The following is a 14,406-nucleotide window of genomic DNA, read 5'->3' on the forward strand; positions in this document are numbered from 1 at the left end:
AAACAGGAAAGGCTTTCGATCCACAAGCGGATTCTACATTGGCGAAAGGCGTGGCCGGACATCGTCCGGTCGCAACGCAGGCTCCTGATTTCAGAGGGAAATCCGCTCTGTTCGCCGGAGAGATCAACCTTGCCAAAATTTCATCTTTGGACCGCTTGACTATGACGCGGTTCAGGCGCACCACACACATCACGTGCAGGGGTTCGACAACCTTCTGGCACGGATATCCACGGAGCATCGTTTGATGTCTAGCGACAGTAGTAGTCGATTGCCTTTGCCGAGACCGGCGAGACGTGCTCTGATCTGACTCCTGTCGGCTCACCACGGCCCGCCGAGATCGGCGGATCGACTCGAAGGTGAGCAATCATGAACTTTCACACCCTCTCCCAGAGAGCCAGCAAGGCCGCACGTCTTTTTCGCAGCGGTGATGCAGGTCTTTCCACCATTGCAGAACGTGTCGAGCAACTGAACGCACTCGACGTCAACGACGCCGTCGACGCCCTGCTGAAAATGCCGCAGCCCAAAGCCGTTGCCATTCTGGACCGTCCGGAACTACACCACGCTGCCGATATCATTGCCGCCATTCCGCTGGAACAGGCCACCCGCTTCGTCAACCTGATGTCGGACGACCGCGTGGCGGACGTCATGGCCGAGATGGATGAGGCGCACCGCACCAAGCTCTTCTCGCGTCTGGACCGGGCAACGGCTGCTGCCATTCAGCATCTGATGACCTATCCGCCACGCACGGCCGGCTCCATCATGACGACGGAGTTCGTCAGCGTACCGGACAGCTGGACGGTGGAACAGACCCTCTCGCACATTCGCGTCGTCGAGCGTTCGCGTGAAACGGTCTATGCCATCTATGTGCTGGCCGAAGACGGCACCTTGAGCAAAGTGGTGACGCTGCGCCGCCTCGTGACCGCCGATCCCCAGGCATCGATCCTGTCCGCCGCATCGCGCGAAAGCGTTGTCTATGCCGATCCTCAGATGTCGCAGGAGGATGTCGCTCGCCTCATCCGCAAGCACGATCTTCTCGCCATCCCGGTGGTGGATGAGCACGCCCGCATTCTCGGCATCGTCACCGTCGATGACGTGATCGATACGATGATTGCCGACACGACGGAAGATGCCCACAAGTTCGGCGGTATGGAAGCGCTCGGCAAGCCTTACATGGCCATGGGCTTCATGGACATGATCCGCAAACGCGCCGGCTGGCTATCTGCCCTCTTCCTGGGTGAAATGCTGACGGCAAGCGCCATGCAGCATTTCGAAGGGGAGCTGGAAAAGGCCGTTGTGCTGACGCTCTTCATTCCGCTGATCATGTCGTCTGGCGGTAACTCGGGCTCTCAGGCTACGTCGCTCATCATCCGTGCTCTGGCGCTCGGGGAGCTGAAGCTTTCCGACTGGTGGCGCGTGCTCCTGCGCGAGCTCCCAAGCGGTCTCGCTCTCGGCGCGATCCTCGGCGCCATCGGCTTCCTGCGGCTCACCATCTGGCAGCAGGCAGGGTTTTATGACTACGGCGAACACTGGCTGCTGGTTGGCTTCACCGTCTTTGCAGCGCTGATCGGCATCGTCACCTTCGGCTCGGTCTGTGGCTCGATGCTGCCCTTCATTCTCCAGCGCCTGCGTCTGGACCCGGCAAGCGCATCGGCCCCGTTCGTCGCGACGCTGGTGGATGTCAGTGGTCTCGTCATCTACTTCTCGGTGGCGCTGGTCATCCTCAGCGGCACGTTGCTCTAAACCTGCCATCAGCCCGGCCGCCTACGGCGGCTGGGCTTCACCATCGCGCGACATCATTGCGCAGGCGTTTCAATTGTTTGTAGACTTGCCCTCGTTTTCTGATTCAGGATGATGAGGCTTCACATGCAGATATCGAACCTTCGCCACCAGCCATCCTTCGCCGATACGATCGCCCATCGCGGCTGGAATGCCTGGTGGACGGAAAGCGGCGTACCGCTTGAAGATTATCGAGCCCATCTCGATCCGATGCTTATAACGGATGCCATCCCATTCGCGCTCGTAGCGCATGACGGTGAGACCTATGTCGGCTCCGTACTCGTCATCGACAACGATCTCGACGCGCGACCAGACTATGCGCCCTGGATTGCCGCGCTCTGGGTCGATCCCGATTATCGAAAGCAGGGTGTTGCCGCTGCTTTGATGACACAGGCCCGCCAGCATATTGCGAGGCTTGGCCATGGCACATGCTATCTCTGTGCCACAGCCGAAAAGCGACCCTACTATCTGAAGCAGGGTTTCACCCTGCTGGAAGAGAACGTGACCGGTCTCGATGTATTTTCAATCGCGACGCGGTAGGTGTCACGACGCTCACAGCGGAGGTCCGAAAATCGGAGTCGATTTTAGGACAGCACCATGAGTAGATCAAAGAAGATAGAGCTTACTTTGTGCGTCCGATAAAACGCGTGGCTGTCTAAAGAGCGCGTAACGCTCCGGCGACCTTGTGGATGTGGGCAGCACCGATACCGCAGCATCCGCCAATCATCGTCGCACCGGCGTCAGCCCACGTGCAGGCAAAGCGGGAATAGATATCGTCGGTCAGGTCGGCGCGGGTGCTGTGCAGCCCCTCGTTGGCAGCTGTCTCTCCCTGCTCTCCTTCGAAGGCATTGGCATAGACGCCGATCTCAAGCGATGCGTTCTTTTCCTTGAAGGTGGTGGCGGCGGTCTCGACGGCAGCTTTCATTACCTCCGGCTTGCTGCAGTTGAACAGCAGAGCGGCAGCACCTGAACCGGCGGCCCATTCGGCAGCAGCACGCACGGTCTCACCGGAGCGCAGCTTCGGCGCGGCGCCGTTTACCTGCGCGGTGTCGTCATCCAAGGTAAAGGAAATCCAGAACGGCTTGCCGGTCTTTGCCACCGCCTGGCGCACTGCTTCGCCTTCGGCGATCAGGCTCAGGGTCTCACCAAGCCAGACGTCGACGAAGGGATCGAGATTTTCGACGAGCACGCCGAGATAATCCTGAACGCGGGAAGCGTCGAAATTCTGCGGCTCATAAGAGCCGAATATCGGCGGCAGCGATCCGGCCACCGTGACTTTGCGGCCGGACGCATCTGCTGCTTCACGCGCCAGGCGGCCTGAGAGTGCGATCAGCGACGCGCCCTCTTTGCGAAACCGGTCTTCGCCGATGTGGAAGGGCACCAGCGCGTAAGAGTTGGTGGTGACGACATCGGCACCGGCCTCGATGAATTCGGCGTGAACCTGACGGACAATGTCCGGCGCGTTGATCAGCGCTAGTGCGGACCATTCCGGCTGCTTCAGTTCCGCGCCCAGCCGCTGCAATTCGCGGCTCATGCCGCCGTCGAGAATGCGAATATCGCCCATGAAGAAACTCCTTGAATTGGCGAAGCTGAACGAGCGTCGCCCATTTAGCGTCGTACTGGCACCTGCGCTTCGATGATGCCGAAGCAGCGGGCAATGATGGCTGTGAGGATGAGATAGAAGACGGTGACGACCAGAAGCGGCTCGTAAACCAGAAGCGTGTCCTGACGGACCTTGTAAGCTACGGCATAGAGATCCATGACCGTGACGGTGAAGGCTAGCGGCGTGGCTTTCAGCTGCATGACGACCTCACCTGCGATGGTGGGAAGTGCATTGCGAATGGCGCGCGGCAGCCAGATGCGGCGGGCAAGCTTGAACGGGCTCATGCCGAAGGCTCGCGCGGCCTCCAACTCACCCTTCGGGACGCCGAGCAGCGCACCGCGCAGCACTTCCGCCTCATAGGCCGCGTAGTTCAACGTGAAGCTGACCGCGGCAAAGAAGAAGCCTTCCCTGAGGATTGGCCAAAGAAAACTCTGCCGCAAACCGGGGATCATCGGCAGAAACGAACCGACGCCATAATAGAGAAGCCAAAGCTGGATCAGCAGCGGCGTACCGCGAAAGAAGGTGCAATAGCCCCGCGCCAGAAGCCGCGTCACTCTGCCACCACTGACCTGAGCAAAGGCAAGGCCGATCGCCAGAATGAAACCGAGACTGACGGAGATGACGAGCAAGGCAACCGTCTGCCATGCTCCAGTGAGGAGAAGCGGCCAGTATTTTTCAATCCAGGAAAACGTCATTGCCCCTCCTCACGCAAGTGCCGGCTGGCCACGGCGCACGCGCCGTTCGAGCAACCGGAACAGAAAGTTGGAGACAAGGGTGATCGCCAGATAGATCAGCGCTGCGGCCATGAAGAACAGGAAATAATGCTTGGTGCTGGCGCCAGCGAGACGCGTGGCAAGCGCCAACTCCTGATAGCCGACGACCGCCACCAAGGCGCTATCCTTGGTGACAGAGAGCCAGAGATTCGAGAGCCCCGGCAGCGCATTCGGCAGGAGAGCAGGAAGGACGACGCGGCGAAAGCGCAAGAACGGCGACATGCCGAAGGCCTTGGCGGCCTCGATCTGGCCATTTGGGATCGCAAGGATCGCGCCACGCAGCACTTCCGTCATATAGGCGCCCTGCACGAAACCAAGCACAGCGACTGCGGCGACGAAACCGTTGACTTCGAGCGGCGGCAGGCCCGCCATCTGTAACAGACGGTTGAGGCCGTCCGTTCCGGCATAATAGAGGCCAACGATCAAAATGAGTTCCGGTACCGAGCGGATCAGCGTCGTGTAAAGATTGAGGACGACGCCGAGGGCCCGCTTGTCGGAAAGCTTGCCGAGGGCACCGGCCATGCCAATGACGATACCAATCAGATAGGCACCGGCAGAAATGGCAAGCGTTGCGGCGGCACCGGACAGCAGCGTGCCGCCCCATCCCGGAGGATAGGGAGACAATAGCTCCAGGATGCTGTCAGGCGTTGCCATCTGCGATAAGAGCCCGGCTTACTTCGCGCCATAGATATCGAAGCTGAAGTATTTCTTGGTGATCTCGTCATACTTGCCGTTGGCGCGAACGGCAGCGATCGCGGCATTCAACTTCTGCTTCAGTTCCTGATCGTCCTTGCGCAGGCCACCGGAAACACCAAGGCCCATGATCTCAGGGTCGTTGGCAACATTGCCGGCATCAGCGCAGCAATCTTTGCCGGTGTCGGTCTTGAGGAAATCGTCGAGTACCAGCGAGTCGCCGAAGACATAATCGATGCGGCCGGCGGCCAGATCCTGAAAGGCTTCGTCCAGCGTCTGGTAGGTCTTCTCGTCGGCAACATCCTTGAAGTACTTGGCGTAGTAATTGGACTGGATGGTAGCGACCTGGATACCGATCGTCTTGCCCTTCACGTCTTCCGCTGTGGCACCCGGCTTGCCGTCTTTCGCGCCGATCAGCTTGCTTGGCGTGTTGTAATATTTGTTGGTGAAGTCGATGACCTTCTGGCGCTCTGCCGTATTGGACATGGACGACCAGATCACGTCGAATTTCTTGCTCTCAAGTGCCGGAATCAGGCCGTCCCAGGAGAGTGCGACGATGGAGCATTTCTCCTTCATTTCCGCGCAAACCGCATCCATGAGATCGATTTCCCAGCCATGCCACTTGCCGCTGGCATCCTGTGCGAAAAAGGGCGGGTAGCTTCCATTCATCACACCGAAACGAACTTCCGCGCTGGCGGTGAAGGCCGACAATGCGAAAGCCGTACCGGCGAGCAGAGATGCAACAAATTTCATATCGAACTCCTGTGAGATTATCAGTTGGCGAGCGCGCCGGTAAATTCTCGGGTCCGCGCGCTCACGGGATTGTTGAAGACCTGCTGTGGAGACCCCTCCTCCTCCACCCGGCCCTGATGCAGAAACATGACGTGGCTCGAGACGTCGCGGGCAAAGCGCATTTCGTGGGTCACGAGGAGCATGGTGCGGCCCTCTTCGGCCAGATCGCGAATCACCTTCAGCACCTCGCCGACCAGTTCCGGGTCGAGCGCCGATGTCGGCTCGTCGAACAACATCACGGCAGGCTCAACGCAAAGCGCGCGGGCAATGGCGGCACGCTGCTGCTGTCCGCCCGACAGGAACGCCGGATAGGCATCCTTCTTCTCATAGAGGCCGACTTTGTGCAGCAGGGCCTCTGCCTTTTCGACCGCTTCCGCGCGCTTGACGCCCATGACATGCACGGGCGCTTCGATGACATTTTCCAGAACCGTAAGGTGAGCCCAGAGATTGAAACTCTGGAAGACCATGCCGAGGCCGGTGCGCAGGCGTTCCACCTGACGCCAGCTTTGCGGGACGGACCTGCCATCGCGCCTACGTGTCACCGCCACCTCTTCGCCATTGACAGTGACGCGGCCGCTGTCTGGCGTTTCCAGGAAGTTGATGCATCTGAGAAAGGTGCTCTTTCCGGAACCGGAAGAACCGATGATGGAGATGACGTCGCCCTTCTTTGCCGTCAGCGAAATGCCTTTCAGGACCTCGTGATTGCCGAAGCTCTTGTGGATGTCCTCCACAGCAAGGGCGCAAGGAACGTCGGCGGTCATTCATTCTTCCTGACAGTATCTAGTGGTCACAACAGCCGGAGCGGAGGTGATGTTGCAGCGGAAATAACCGCTCTGTCACATTATCGAAAGGAAAATCATTCTACGCGGGACGAAAGACATAAAAATAATCCGGCACGGAGGACCGTGCCGGACAAAACCGCTCGCCGATCTCACGCTAGACGCGTCAGATCGGATTGATGACACCGGTAAAGAGCAGGCCTAGCAACGCGATGCCAATGACGATTCGATACCAGACGAAAGGCATGTAGCTCTTCGTCGAAACCAGCTTTAGGAAGACGACGATGACGGCATATCCGACGACAAAGGATATCAGCGTCGCCAAGGCCGTCTGACCCCAACCGACCGGGTTTTGCTGCCCGATGCTCTTGAAGAGCTGGTAGAAGCCCGAGCCGAAAACGGCTGGAACCGCCAGGAGGAAAGAATAACGGGCAGCGGCTTCGCGCGTGTAGCCGAGCAGCAAGCCTGCGGTGATCGTTCCGCCGGATCGCGACACGCCGGGGATCAGCGCCATCGCCTGGGCGAAACCGAAGATGATGGCATCACGCCAGATCAGCTTCTTGATCGGATACTTCTTTTTGCCGATGCGATCGGCAAAGCCCAGAATGATACCGAAGACGATGAGCATGACGGCGGTGATGTAGAGATTGCGCAGCGAATGTTCGATGGCGTCCTTGAAAAGGAGCCCGAGCAGCACGATCGGTACCGAACCGACGATGATCATCCAGCCGAGGCGGACGTCCGCCGGATCATATTGTCCGCCGAGCCGCAAATGATGACGAAGCCAGGCAAGGGCGATCCGCATGATGTCGGACCAGAAATAGACCAGGACGGCCAATTCCGTGCCGATCTGAATAATTGCAGTGAAGGCGGCGCCAGGATCTTCCCCTGTCCCTAGAAACTCGCCCGCGATTCTCAAATGCGCGCTGGAGGAAATTGGCAAAAATTCCGTAAGCCCTTGAATAAAGCCGAGGATCGCGGCTTCTATCCAACCAATACCCATGCTGGTCCGTCCCTGAACTGACAATCACTGCGCGCGAAATTATGAACCAATCCGGGCAGTTCGATGTTGCGGTGCAAAAAAATGTGAATGATGAAGAGCCGGCGAATGCCGCGGCAAAATCCTTCCTCCTAAATTGTGCGAAAATCAAGGGTGCATCCGCAAATGGAACAGGCATAAGAGTAAGCAGAAAATTCGGCCTTGCGGTTAATCTCCAATCCCTAAAGTAAGACCTTAATAATATTGAGATCTTCGTCATAAGCATCTTCAAAGTAGTGCGGTTTAATCAAGCATTTTATCCATTAGACATTTAAAGGCAGGATGCCTATATCTTCCAGATATTGCCGTTGTCGCAGACACATGGCCTTCTTTTTCGGGATGGACTGGGCCGTTGATAAACACGCTGTCGGTAACGTCGGATCTTCTCACGGCAGAGCGGGATATTCTGTCACGCGTCGCACTTGGCGGCCCGCTGAAAGATGTGTTGCGTGATATCGTGCTTCTCGTGGAAAAGCCTGCGGGCGGCGAGTTGCTGGCGTCCGTCCTGCTGACGACGGAAGATGGCAAGCATCTGACCCAAGGGGCGGCACCGAGCCTGCCCTGCGATTACAACGACGCGATCGAGGGCATTGCCGTCGGTCTGGGTATCGGATCCTGCGGCACCTCGGCCCATACGGGCAGCCCCGTCATCGTCAGCGATATTTCAACGGATCCACTTTGGGCAGATTTTCGCAAACTCGCCCTCTCCCACAATCTTCATTCTTGTTGGTCGATGCCGATCCGGGCGGCTGATGGCCGTGTTCTTGGGACCTTCGCCAATTATTACCGGGAGCCGCGCAAGCCTTCCGAGCGCGATCTCGAGGTCATCGGCATGGTCTCGCGGACAGCGGCCATCGCGATCGAGCGTTCGCAGAACGAGAAGGCGCGCGATCGGGCCGAAGAGCAGCGTATGCTTCTTTTGCGAGAATTGAACCACCGGGTGAAAAACGTCTTCGCGCTGGCCGATTCGATGCTGGCCATGACCGCGCGAACCGCAACGAGCGCCGAGCAGCTTTCCTCCACCGTTCGAGGCCGTCTGCGCGCCCTGGGGCGTGCGCATGATCTCGTTCAGCCGACGTTTTCGGCCGAACATGTGGCCTATGCGCCTGACGTTCCCTTGCGCCAGATCATCGGCGACATTCTGGCACCCTATACGGATGCGGCGACCGACCGGGTCGCCTTCGTCGGCACTGATGACGTGCGCATCCGGGCAGATCACATTACCAGCGTCGCCCTCGTCTTACATGAGCTAGCCACCAACGCAGCCAAGTACGGATCACTCAGCAGCGAAGAAGGTCGGCTCGTGGTCGCCTGCACGACGGGTGAAACGATGCAGATCATGTGGAGCGAGCGCGGCGGACCCGTTGTCCGCGCTCCGACCAGCAAAGGCTTCGGCTCGACCCTCATCCAGCGCACGATCACCGGCATGCGCGGGGAGATTTGCTATACTTGGTCGCCTGATGGGCTGGACATCACCATCTGCCTGCCCATCAACACGATCTCCGCCTCGCCTGATCGCACCTCCTTATCGTAGCAGGTGATCAAGCCCGGCTTTGACCATCCGCCCGAAAGGCGGGCGTAGAAGGCTTGGCACGCTGAAACGTCCTCGCGAAAACACGCCCTTGGCATGGCTCATGCGGCGAAAGCCTTCTATGCCGTGATAGGCACCCATCCCGCTTGGCCCCACTCCGCCGAAAGGCAGGTCATCCTGCGCGACGTGCAACACCGTGTTGTTGATGCCGACATTGCCCGACGTCGTGCGGGACAGGATCGCTTTGCAGTCGTCGCCACCCGCCTCTCCGAAAACATAGAGCGCCAGTGGCCTTGGCCTCTCGTTGATATAGCCAATGACCTGCGAAACATCGCGGTAGCTCAGCACCGGCAGGATCGGCCCAAAAATCGCCTCCTGCATCACGGCCATGTCTTCGGTTGGGTTGATGACGAGCGTCGGCGGAAAAACGCGGGTTCTCGTTGCCGCGTCCGTCTCTATTCCGACTCGCCGCAACGTCGCGCCTTTGCTGACCGCATCATCGAGCAGCCCATTCAGGCGAGAGAAATGCTTCTCGCTGATGATCGAAGCGTAATCGCGGCTCGCTAGCCCATCTGGGTAGGATTGCGCCACCGCCTTGTGGAACGCATCGATAAAGGCATCGACCTCCGTTTCGTGGACAAAGACATAGTCCGGGGCAACGCAGGTTTGGCCGGCATTGGCGAGCTTGCCGAAGACGATAGAGGTTACCTTCCTGGCAATGACGTGACCCGGCAAGATAATCGTCGGGCTCTTGCCGCCAAGCTCCAACGTGACAGGAACGAGGTTTTCACTCGCAGCCTTCATGACCTGGCGCCCGACGTCAGTGCTGCCGGTGAAAAACAGATGGTCGAAGGGTGAGCCGCTGAACTCAGCGCCTATGCTGGCATCGCCGAGAACCACCGCAACCTTTTCCTCCGGGAAGGCCTCGGCCAGCATCGTCTTCATCAAGGCGCTGGTTTCCGGGGTGAGTTCGGAGGGCTTCAGCATGGCCCGGTTGCCAGCTGCGAGTGCTGTGACGAGTGGCACCATGGCCAGTAGAAACGGATAGTTCCAAGGCGACAGAATGCCGATGACGCCGAGCGGCTGATACTCCACCCAGGCCCTTCCGCTTTGTGACAGCGTTTCAACTTTTCGTCGCTCCGGTTTCATGAAGCGTTTCAGGTTCCGGTCGAGGTAATCAATGGCGTTGACGACGCCGACCAAGTCGAGAAGCGCGGTCTCATTCGGCGAACGTCCGCCGAAATCCGCATCGACCGCCTGTTCGATCCTGCTTCGACGAGATGTGACAGCTTTGCGCAAGGCCTTGAGATCGGCTCTTCGCTGGTCCAGCGACGGCGGTCCATCATGGAGAAAGGCGTGACGCTGCTTTTGCAAAAGATCAGCGATGGTGCTCATTCGGCGGCGGCGAGCGTTGTGACGCGATCCGCAGGAACAGCGAGCGTCTTGATACCGTCCTTGCAAACCACATGGGCCTCGCCCCAGGATTTGAGCGCCGATATGACCGGCGCCATGCTCTGGCCAAGCGCTGTCAGGCTGTAATCGACCCTTGGCGGCACGACGGGAAAGACGGTGCGGGAAATCAGGCCTGCCTCTTCCAACTCGCGAAGCTGCTTCGTCAGCATCCGCTGCGTGACGCTTGGAATGTGGCGACGCAGTGCATTGAAGCGCAGCGTTCCCTCGTTCAGCAGATGATAGAGGATCACGCCTTTCCATTTGCCATCGAGATAACAGAGTGTCGATTCCACCGGGCAGCCGGGAAAATTATCCTTCAATTTGGCGCGAGGACGGGACATGAAAAGCTCCGTTTTTCAGGATCTGCAGGCGGCTACAGTATCCTTTTTGTCAGTATAGACACAAAATGTGCATTCTTGCAGCCTTAGCTCATAGCTATCAAATAGACGCCGAAGCAACAAGCGAAGGAGAATGAACATGCGCGCTGTCGGTTACAAGAGCTGCAAGCCCGTGACGGAAGCAGACGCTTTGGTGGATTTTGAACTTCCTGCGCCAGAGGCAAAAGGCCTCGATCTTCTGGTGGACGTGAAGGCAGTCTCGGTCAATCCGGTCGATACCAAGGTCCGTCGCAACCAAGCACCTGAGGCAGGTCAAACTCGGGTTCTCGGCTTTGACGCCGCGGGTATCGTCAAGGCAGTGGGTGAGAAGGTCAGCCTGTTCAAGCCGGGCGACGAAGTCTTCTACGCCGGCGCCATCAACCGCCCCGGCACCAATAGCGAGTTTCATCTTGTGGATGAACGCATCGTCGGGAAGAAGCCGAAAAGCTTGAGCTTCGAGGAAGCTGCCGCCCTGCCATTAACCGCCATCACTGCCTATGAAGCGCTGTTCGATCGCCTCAAGGTAAAGGACCCGGTTGCGGGCGGCGCCAATGCCGTCGTCATCATCGGTGGGGCTGGCGGCGTCGGTTCGATCGCGATCCAACTTGCGCGGCACCTGACGGATCTTACCGTCATCGCCACAGCATCGCGGCCGGAAACGAAGGAATGGGTCGAGCAGTTCGGTGCGCATCATGTGCTCGACCACAGCAAGCCGCTTGCGCCACAGGTCGAAGCGCTCGGTCTTGGTGCGCCAAGCTTCGTCTTTTCTACCACCCATAGCGATCTCCACCGCGCCGACAGCATAGAGTTGATTGCGCCGCAGGGGCGCTACTGCCTGATCGACGATCCAGAGGGTGGTTTCGATATTCTGCCTTTCAAGCGCAAGGCCATTTCCGTTCACTGGGAGATGATGTTTGCCCGTCCGGTCTTCGAGACCGCCGATATTCTGGAACAGCACAAGCTGCTGAACCATGTGTCGGAACTGATTGACCAGGGCAAAATCAGAACGACGCTTACGGAGACGTTCGGCAAGATCAATGCCGCAAACCTTATCAAGGCACATGCGCTGATCGAAAGCGGCAAAGCCAAGGGCAAGATCGTGTTGTCAGGCTTCTAAGCTAAGAGCTTATACGGCCCTGTGACAGGCCAGTCGGACCATTGTCCGGCTGGCCTTCTTGGTCAATCATCTTCCGGATCGGCGGGACAAGGCCAGCTGGCCGGCTTGGTCAAGCCTTGTGGCAGCTTCGTCTTGTCGTCGCCGCAGGCAATATCGATCTGTTTTTGATCGAGCCCGGTGGCGGCGGATAGGTCCAGCCCTTCGATGCGGGCAAGCAGCAGGAACGAGTCGGAGAAATCGATCGGCCCGGTGAACTTGGCGCCGGTGAAGCTGGCGCGTGAGAGATTGGCCTTGGTGAATTTGGTGCCCGTCAACACCGCGCCATTGAAATCAGCCCGCCCGAGTTCCGCCTTGGAGAAATCGGCATTGACGAGTTTGGCGTTTTCGAAGTTGGCGCGCTGCATTTCAGCGCTGTTGAACTTGGCGTTTTCGGCATTGGCATCGCTGAAATCGCTGCGATAGGCCTCGATCTTGATCAGGTTGGCACCCTCAAGCTGGGAGGATGCAAGCGAAGTGCGGATCAGCTTGGCCTTCTCCAAATTGGCCTTATTGAAGGAGGAGCCGCGCAGATCGGTATAGGTAAAGTCCGTCCCGTGCAGATCAGCGCCATCCAAGACGCTGCCGCCCAGCATCAGGAGACGCTTGTTGCATTCGCTCCAGTCGATGCCAGCCGATGCATCGGCGCGGCAGCTTGCCGCCATCGCGGGTTGGCTGCTCGTCGATATCGTGCCGACCACTGCTGCAACCGCTGCCAGCAGATGATGACTGCGCAAAGCCGAGACCATTCCGGCAAGTTTCCTCATTGGCTCACTCCCAACCCCTTCAGGGGTACATTGATCCTCTTAATCTAAGAGGGACCCTCTTAACATATAGGGGTTCCGTTACTTTTAAATGATCCAGCCTGCGACTGTAAACGCCTCCCTGATGACCATCATTGGGAGCCTAACCCCAAAGGTTGCAGGTTGTTCACTCGCAATATCTTTCTGAACGGTCAGATGACCTCATAGGCTCTTCAACATCGCCACGCGACGCTCTGGATCAAGACCAGAATCGATTTGAGCCTTCAGCCTTCTGCGGAGAAAGGCCGGGGTCTCCGCAGCCTCCAGGATGCGAAAGCCGAGCCTTGTGTAAAAGGGTGCGTTGAAAGGCACGTATCGATCCGTGGTGAGAGCGACCTTAGCAAAGCCTCTTTCACGTCCGCGATCCAGCATAGCCAAGATCAGCGAAGTGCCGACGCCCCTACCCTGTGCCGCACGCTCCACATCGACCTCGACGATATAGAGGGTACCTCCCTCATTCAGCCCAAGCGTAAAGCCGACGACACGTCCCGCTTCCTCAGCCACGAGAAGCAGTTCCTCGTGCAGGCTCTGTTCAAGGAGGAACACCGGCGCGCAGACGGGCTTCTGCGTCACCCCGCAGGCTTCCGCCCAGACAACAAACGCATCCAGTTCGATTTCCGCAAGACGCGGAAAGTCTTCCCTCCGTCCGGCGCGGATCGTGACCAAGTGGGCATTCCCTCTGTCTGCTTTGCCGTCCCATTCTTCCATAAGACGGCGAGCCGCGCCGACACAACATATTGGCGTAGACCGGCCCTTCGCCGAACATCCTTGCTGACGGCGGTCCGTGCGGGCCGCGCCAATATCAAATATTGGCGTAAACCGGCCCTTCGCCGAGCATCCTTGCTGACGGCGGTCCGTGCGGGCCGCGCCAATATTACATATTGGCGTAAACCGGCCCTTCGCCGCCTTGTGGCGGTACCCAGTTGATGTTCTGGTTCGGGTCCTTGATATCGCAGGTCTTGCAGTGGACGCAGTTCTGCGCGTTGATGACGAAGGTCGGTTCGCCTTCCTTCTCCACCCACTCATAGACCCCGGCGGGACAGTAACGCTGCGATGGGCCGGCATAGACATCATGCTCGGAGCGCTTCTGCAGCTCCATGTCCTTCACCTGAAGATGGACCGGCTGGTCCTCTTCGTGATTGGTGGAGGAGAGGTAGACGGACGACAGACGGTCAAAGGTCAGCACGCCATCCGGCTTTGGATAGGCAATCGGCTTGTGATTTGCCGCAGGCTCCAGGCTTTCTGCATCTGTCTTGCCATGCTTCAGCGTACCGAAGATGGAGAAGCCGAAGAGCTGATTGGTCCACATATCGAGACCGCCAAGGCCGACGCCAATCGCCGTGCCGAACTTCGACCAAAGCGGCTTGACGTTGCGGACCCGCTTCAGGTCCTTGCCGATATCGGTGCCACGCCATTCGTTCTCGATCTCGATCACTTCATCGTTGGCGCGACCCGATGCGAGGGCCGCAGCAATCTTGTCCGCCGCCAGCATGCCGGAGAGAACCGCGTTGTGGCTGCCCTTGATGCGCGGAACGTTGACGAGACCTGCCGAACAGCCGATCAGCGCGCCGCCCGGGAAGGTGAGCTTCGGCACCGACTGATAACCACCTTCGGTGATAGCTCGCGCGCCGTAAG

General features: G+C 58.6%; 15 protein-coding genes. 4 read left to right on the plus strand and 11 right to left on the minus strand.

Features of this window, described 5'->3' with window-relative positions; genetic code table 11:
* Nucleotides 1-366 precede the first annotated feature (366 nt).
* The gene (gene mgtE / locus EYC79_RS15930) at nucleotides 367-1,740 is read left to right on the plus strand and encodes a magnesium transporter (RefSeq protein WP_062425706.1); all 1,374 of its coding nucleotides are present in this window, start codon (nucleotides 367-369) and stop codon (nucleotides 1,738-1,740) included.
* Between the two features lie 123 nt (nucleotides 1,741-1,863).
* On the plus strand, nucleotides 1,864-2,316 hold the full coding sequence (locus EYC79_RS15935) for a GNAT family N-acetyltransferase (protein ID WP_130978588.1): 453 nt from the start codon (nucleotides 1,864-1,866) through the stop codon (nucleotides 2,314-2,316).
* A 115-nt stretch (nucleotides 2,317-2,431) separates the two neighbouring features.
* Here the strand turns inward: EYC79_RS15935 and EYC79_RS15940 are convergent, their stop codons facing one another.
* From EYC79_RS15940 to EYC79_RS15965, 6 genes are all read right to left on the minus strand, one after another.
* Nucleotides 2,432-3,340 (minus strand): homocysteine S-methyltransferase family protein, encoded by a 909-nt coding sequence (locus EYC79_RS15940; RefSeq protein WP_130978589.1) that lies wholly within the window; start codon nucleotides 3,338-3,340, stop codon nucleotides 2,432-2,434.
* Between the two features lie 44 nt (nucleotides 3,341-3,384).
* Entirely contained in the window at nucleotides 3,385-4,074 is a 690-nt protein-coding gene (locus EYC79_RS15945; RefSeq protein WP_062425709.1) for an ABC transporter permease, read from the minus strand.
* Nucleotides 4,075-4,083: 9 nt separating this feature from the next.
* Entirely contained in the window at nucleotides 4,084-4,806 is a 723-nt protein-coding gene (locus tag EYC79_RS15950) for an ABC transporter permease (RefSeq protein WP_130978590.1), read from the minus strand.
* An 18-nt stretch (nucleotides 4,807-4,824) separates the two neighbouring features.
* Nucleotides 4,825-5,598, minus strand: coding sequence for a transporter substrate-binding domain-containing protein (locus EYC79_RS15955; RefSeq protein WP_130978591.1), 774 nt, complete (start codon nucleotides 5,596-5,598; stop codon nucleotides 4,825-4,827).
* Between the two features lie 20 nt (nucleotides 5,599-5,618).
* A complete protein-coding gene (locus tag EYC79_RS15960; RefSeq protein WP_062425712.1) occupies nucleotides 5,619-6,398 on the minus strand; it encodes an ABC transporter ATP-binding protein in 780 nt (259 codons plus the stop codon).
* Nucleotides 6,399-6,582: 184 nt separating this feature from the next.
* Nucleotides 6,583-7,419 carry an undecaprenyl-diphosphate phosphatase gene (locus EYC79_RS15965; RefSeq protein ID WP_130978592.1) on the minus strand — a complete coding sequence of 279 codons (837 nt, stop codon included), beginning with the start codon at nucleotides 7,417-7,419 and terminating at the stop codon, nucleotides 6,583-6,585.
* 388 nt (nucleotides 7,420-7,807) lie between these two features.
* Here EYC79_RS15965 and EYC79_RS15970 point away from each other — a divergent pair, with 388 nt between their 5' ends.
* A complete protein-coding gene (locus EYC79_RS15970; RefSeq protein ID WP_130978593.1) occupies nucleotides 7,808-8,989 on the plus strand; it encodes a sensor histidine kinase in 1,182 nt (393 codons plus the stop codon).
* On the opposite strand, the gene EYC79_RS15975 is transcribed toward EYC79_RS15970, so the two are convergent.
* A complete protein-coding gene (locus EYC79_RS15975) occupies nucleotides 8,981-10,381 on the minus strand; it encodes a coniferyl aldehyde dehydrogenase (protein WP_130978594.1) in 1,401 nt (466 codons plus the stop codon). The genes EYC79_RS15970 and EYC79_RS15975 overlap by 9 nt on opposite strands.
* A complete protein-coding gene (locus tag EYC79_RS15980; RefSeq protein ID WP_062438075.1) occupies nucleotides 10,378-10,779 on the minus strand; it encodes a winged helix-turn-helix transcriptional regulator in 402 nt (133 codons plus the stop codon). The genes EYC79_RS15975 and EYC79_RS15980 overlap by 4 nt, the downstream gene beginning before the upstream one ends.
* 136 nt (nucleotides 10,780-10,915) lie before the next feature.
* Here EYC79_RS15980 and EYC79_RS15985 point away from each other — a divergent pair, with 136 nt between their 5' ends.
* Nucleotides 10,916-11,932, plus strand: a complete 1,017-nt coding sequence (locus EYC79_RS15985; protein WP_130978595.1) for a zinc-binding alcohol dehydrogenase family protein — start codon at nucleotides 10,916-10,918, stop codon at nucleotides 11,930-11,932.
* 62 nt (nucleotides 11,933-11,994) lie between these two features.
* Here the strand turns inward: EYC79_RS15985 and EYC79_RS15990 are convergent, their stop codons facing one another.
* From EYC79_RS15990 to EYC79_RS16000, 3 genes are all read right to left on the minus strand, one after another.
* Entirely contained in the window at nucleotides 11,995-12,735 is a 741-nt protein-coding gene (locus tag EYC79_RS15990; protein ID WP_245495297.1) for a pentapeptide repeat-containing protein, read from the minus strand.
* 198 nt (nucleotides 12,736-12,933) lie between these two features.
* Nucleotides 12,934-13,437 (minus strand): GNAT family N-acetyltransferase, encoded by a 504-nt coding sequence (locus EYC79_RS15995; RefSeq protein WP_165457050.1) that lies wholly within the window; start codon nucleotides 13,435-13,437, stop codon nucleotides 12,934-12,936.
* 208 nt (nucleotides 13,438-13,645) lie between these two features.
* Nucleotides 13,646-14,406 (minus strand): electron transfer flavoprotein-ubiquinone oxidoreductase (locus EYC79_RS16000; RefSeq protein ID WP_205654406.1); only part of this gene is annotated, 761 nt, incomplete at its 5' end.

Origin of the sequence: Agrobacterium cavarae (genome assembly GCF_004310285.1) — a bacterium.
Lineage (GTDB): Bacteria > Pseudomonadota > Alphaproteobacteria > Rhizobiales > Rhizobiaceae > Agrobacterium > Agrobacterium cavarae.

What these genes read in the sequence shown, in the direction of transcription:
- mgtE (WP_062425706.1), top strand. Translation starts at nt 367, where the DNA reads ATGAACTTTCACACCCTCTCCCAGAGAGCCAGCAAGGCCGCACGTCTT.
- EYC79_RS15935 (WP_130978588.1), top strand. Translation starts at nt 1,864, where the DNA reads ATGCAGATATCGAACCTTCGCCACCAGCCATCCTTCGCCGATACGATC.
- EYC79_RS15940 (WP_130978589.1), bottom strand. Translation starts at nt 3,340, where the DNA reads ATGGGCGATATTCGCATTCTCGACGGCGGCATGAGCCGCGAATTGCAG.
- EYC79_RS15945 (WP_062425709.1), bottom strand. Translation starts at nt 4,074, where the DNA reads ATGACGTTTTCCTGGATTGAAAAATACTGGCCGCTTCTCCTCACTGGA.
- EYC79_RS15950 (WP_130978590.1), bottom strand. Translation starts at nt 4,806, where the DNA reads ATGGCAACGCCTGACAGCATCCTGGAGCTATTGTCTCCCTATCCTCCG.
- EYC79_RS15955 (WP_130978591.1), bottom strand. Translation starts at nt 5,598, where the DNA reads ATGAAATTTGTTGCATCTCTGCTCGCCGGTACGGCTTTCGCATTGTCG.
- EYC79_RS15960 (WP_062425712.1), bottom strand. Translation starts at nt 6,398, where the DNA reads ATGACCGCCGACGTTCCTTGCGCCCTTGCTGTGGAGGACATCCACAAG.
- EYC79_RS15965 (WP_130978592.1), bottom strand. Translation starts at nt 7,419, where the DNA reads ATGGGTATTGGTTGGATAGAAGCCGCGATCCTCGGCTTTATTCAAGGG.
- EYC79_RS15975 (WP_130978594.1), bottom strand. Translation starts at nt 10,381, where the DNA reads ATGAGCACCATCGCTGATCTTTTGCAAAAGCAGCGTCACGCCTTTCTC.
- EYC79_RS15980 (WP_062438075.1), bottom strand. Translation starts at nt 10,779, where the DNA reads ATGTCCCGTCCTCGCGCCAAATTGAAGGATAATTTTCCCGGCTGCCCG.
- EYC79_RS15985 (WP_130978595.1), top strand. Translation starts at nt 10,916, where the DNA reads ATGCGCGCTGTCGGTTACAAGAGCTGCAAGCCCGTGACGGAAGCAGAC.
- EYC79_RS15990 (WP_245495297.1), bottom strand. Translation starts at nt 12,735, where the DNA reads ATGAGGAAACTTGCCGGAATGGTCTCGGCTTTGCGCAGTCATCATCTG.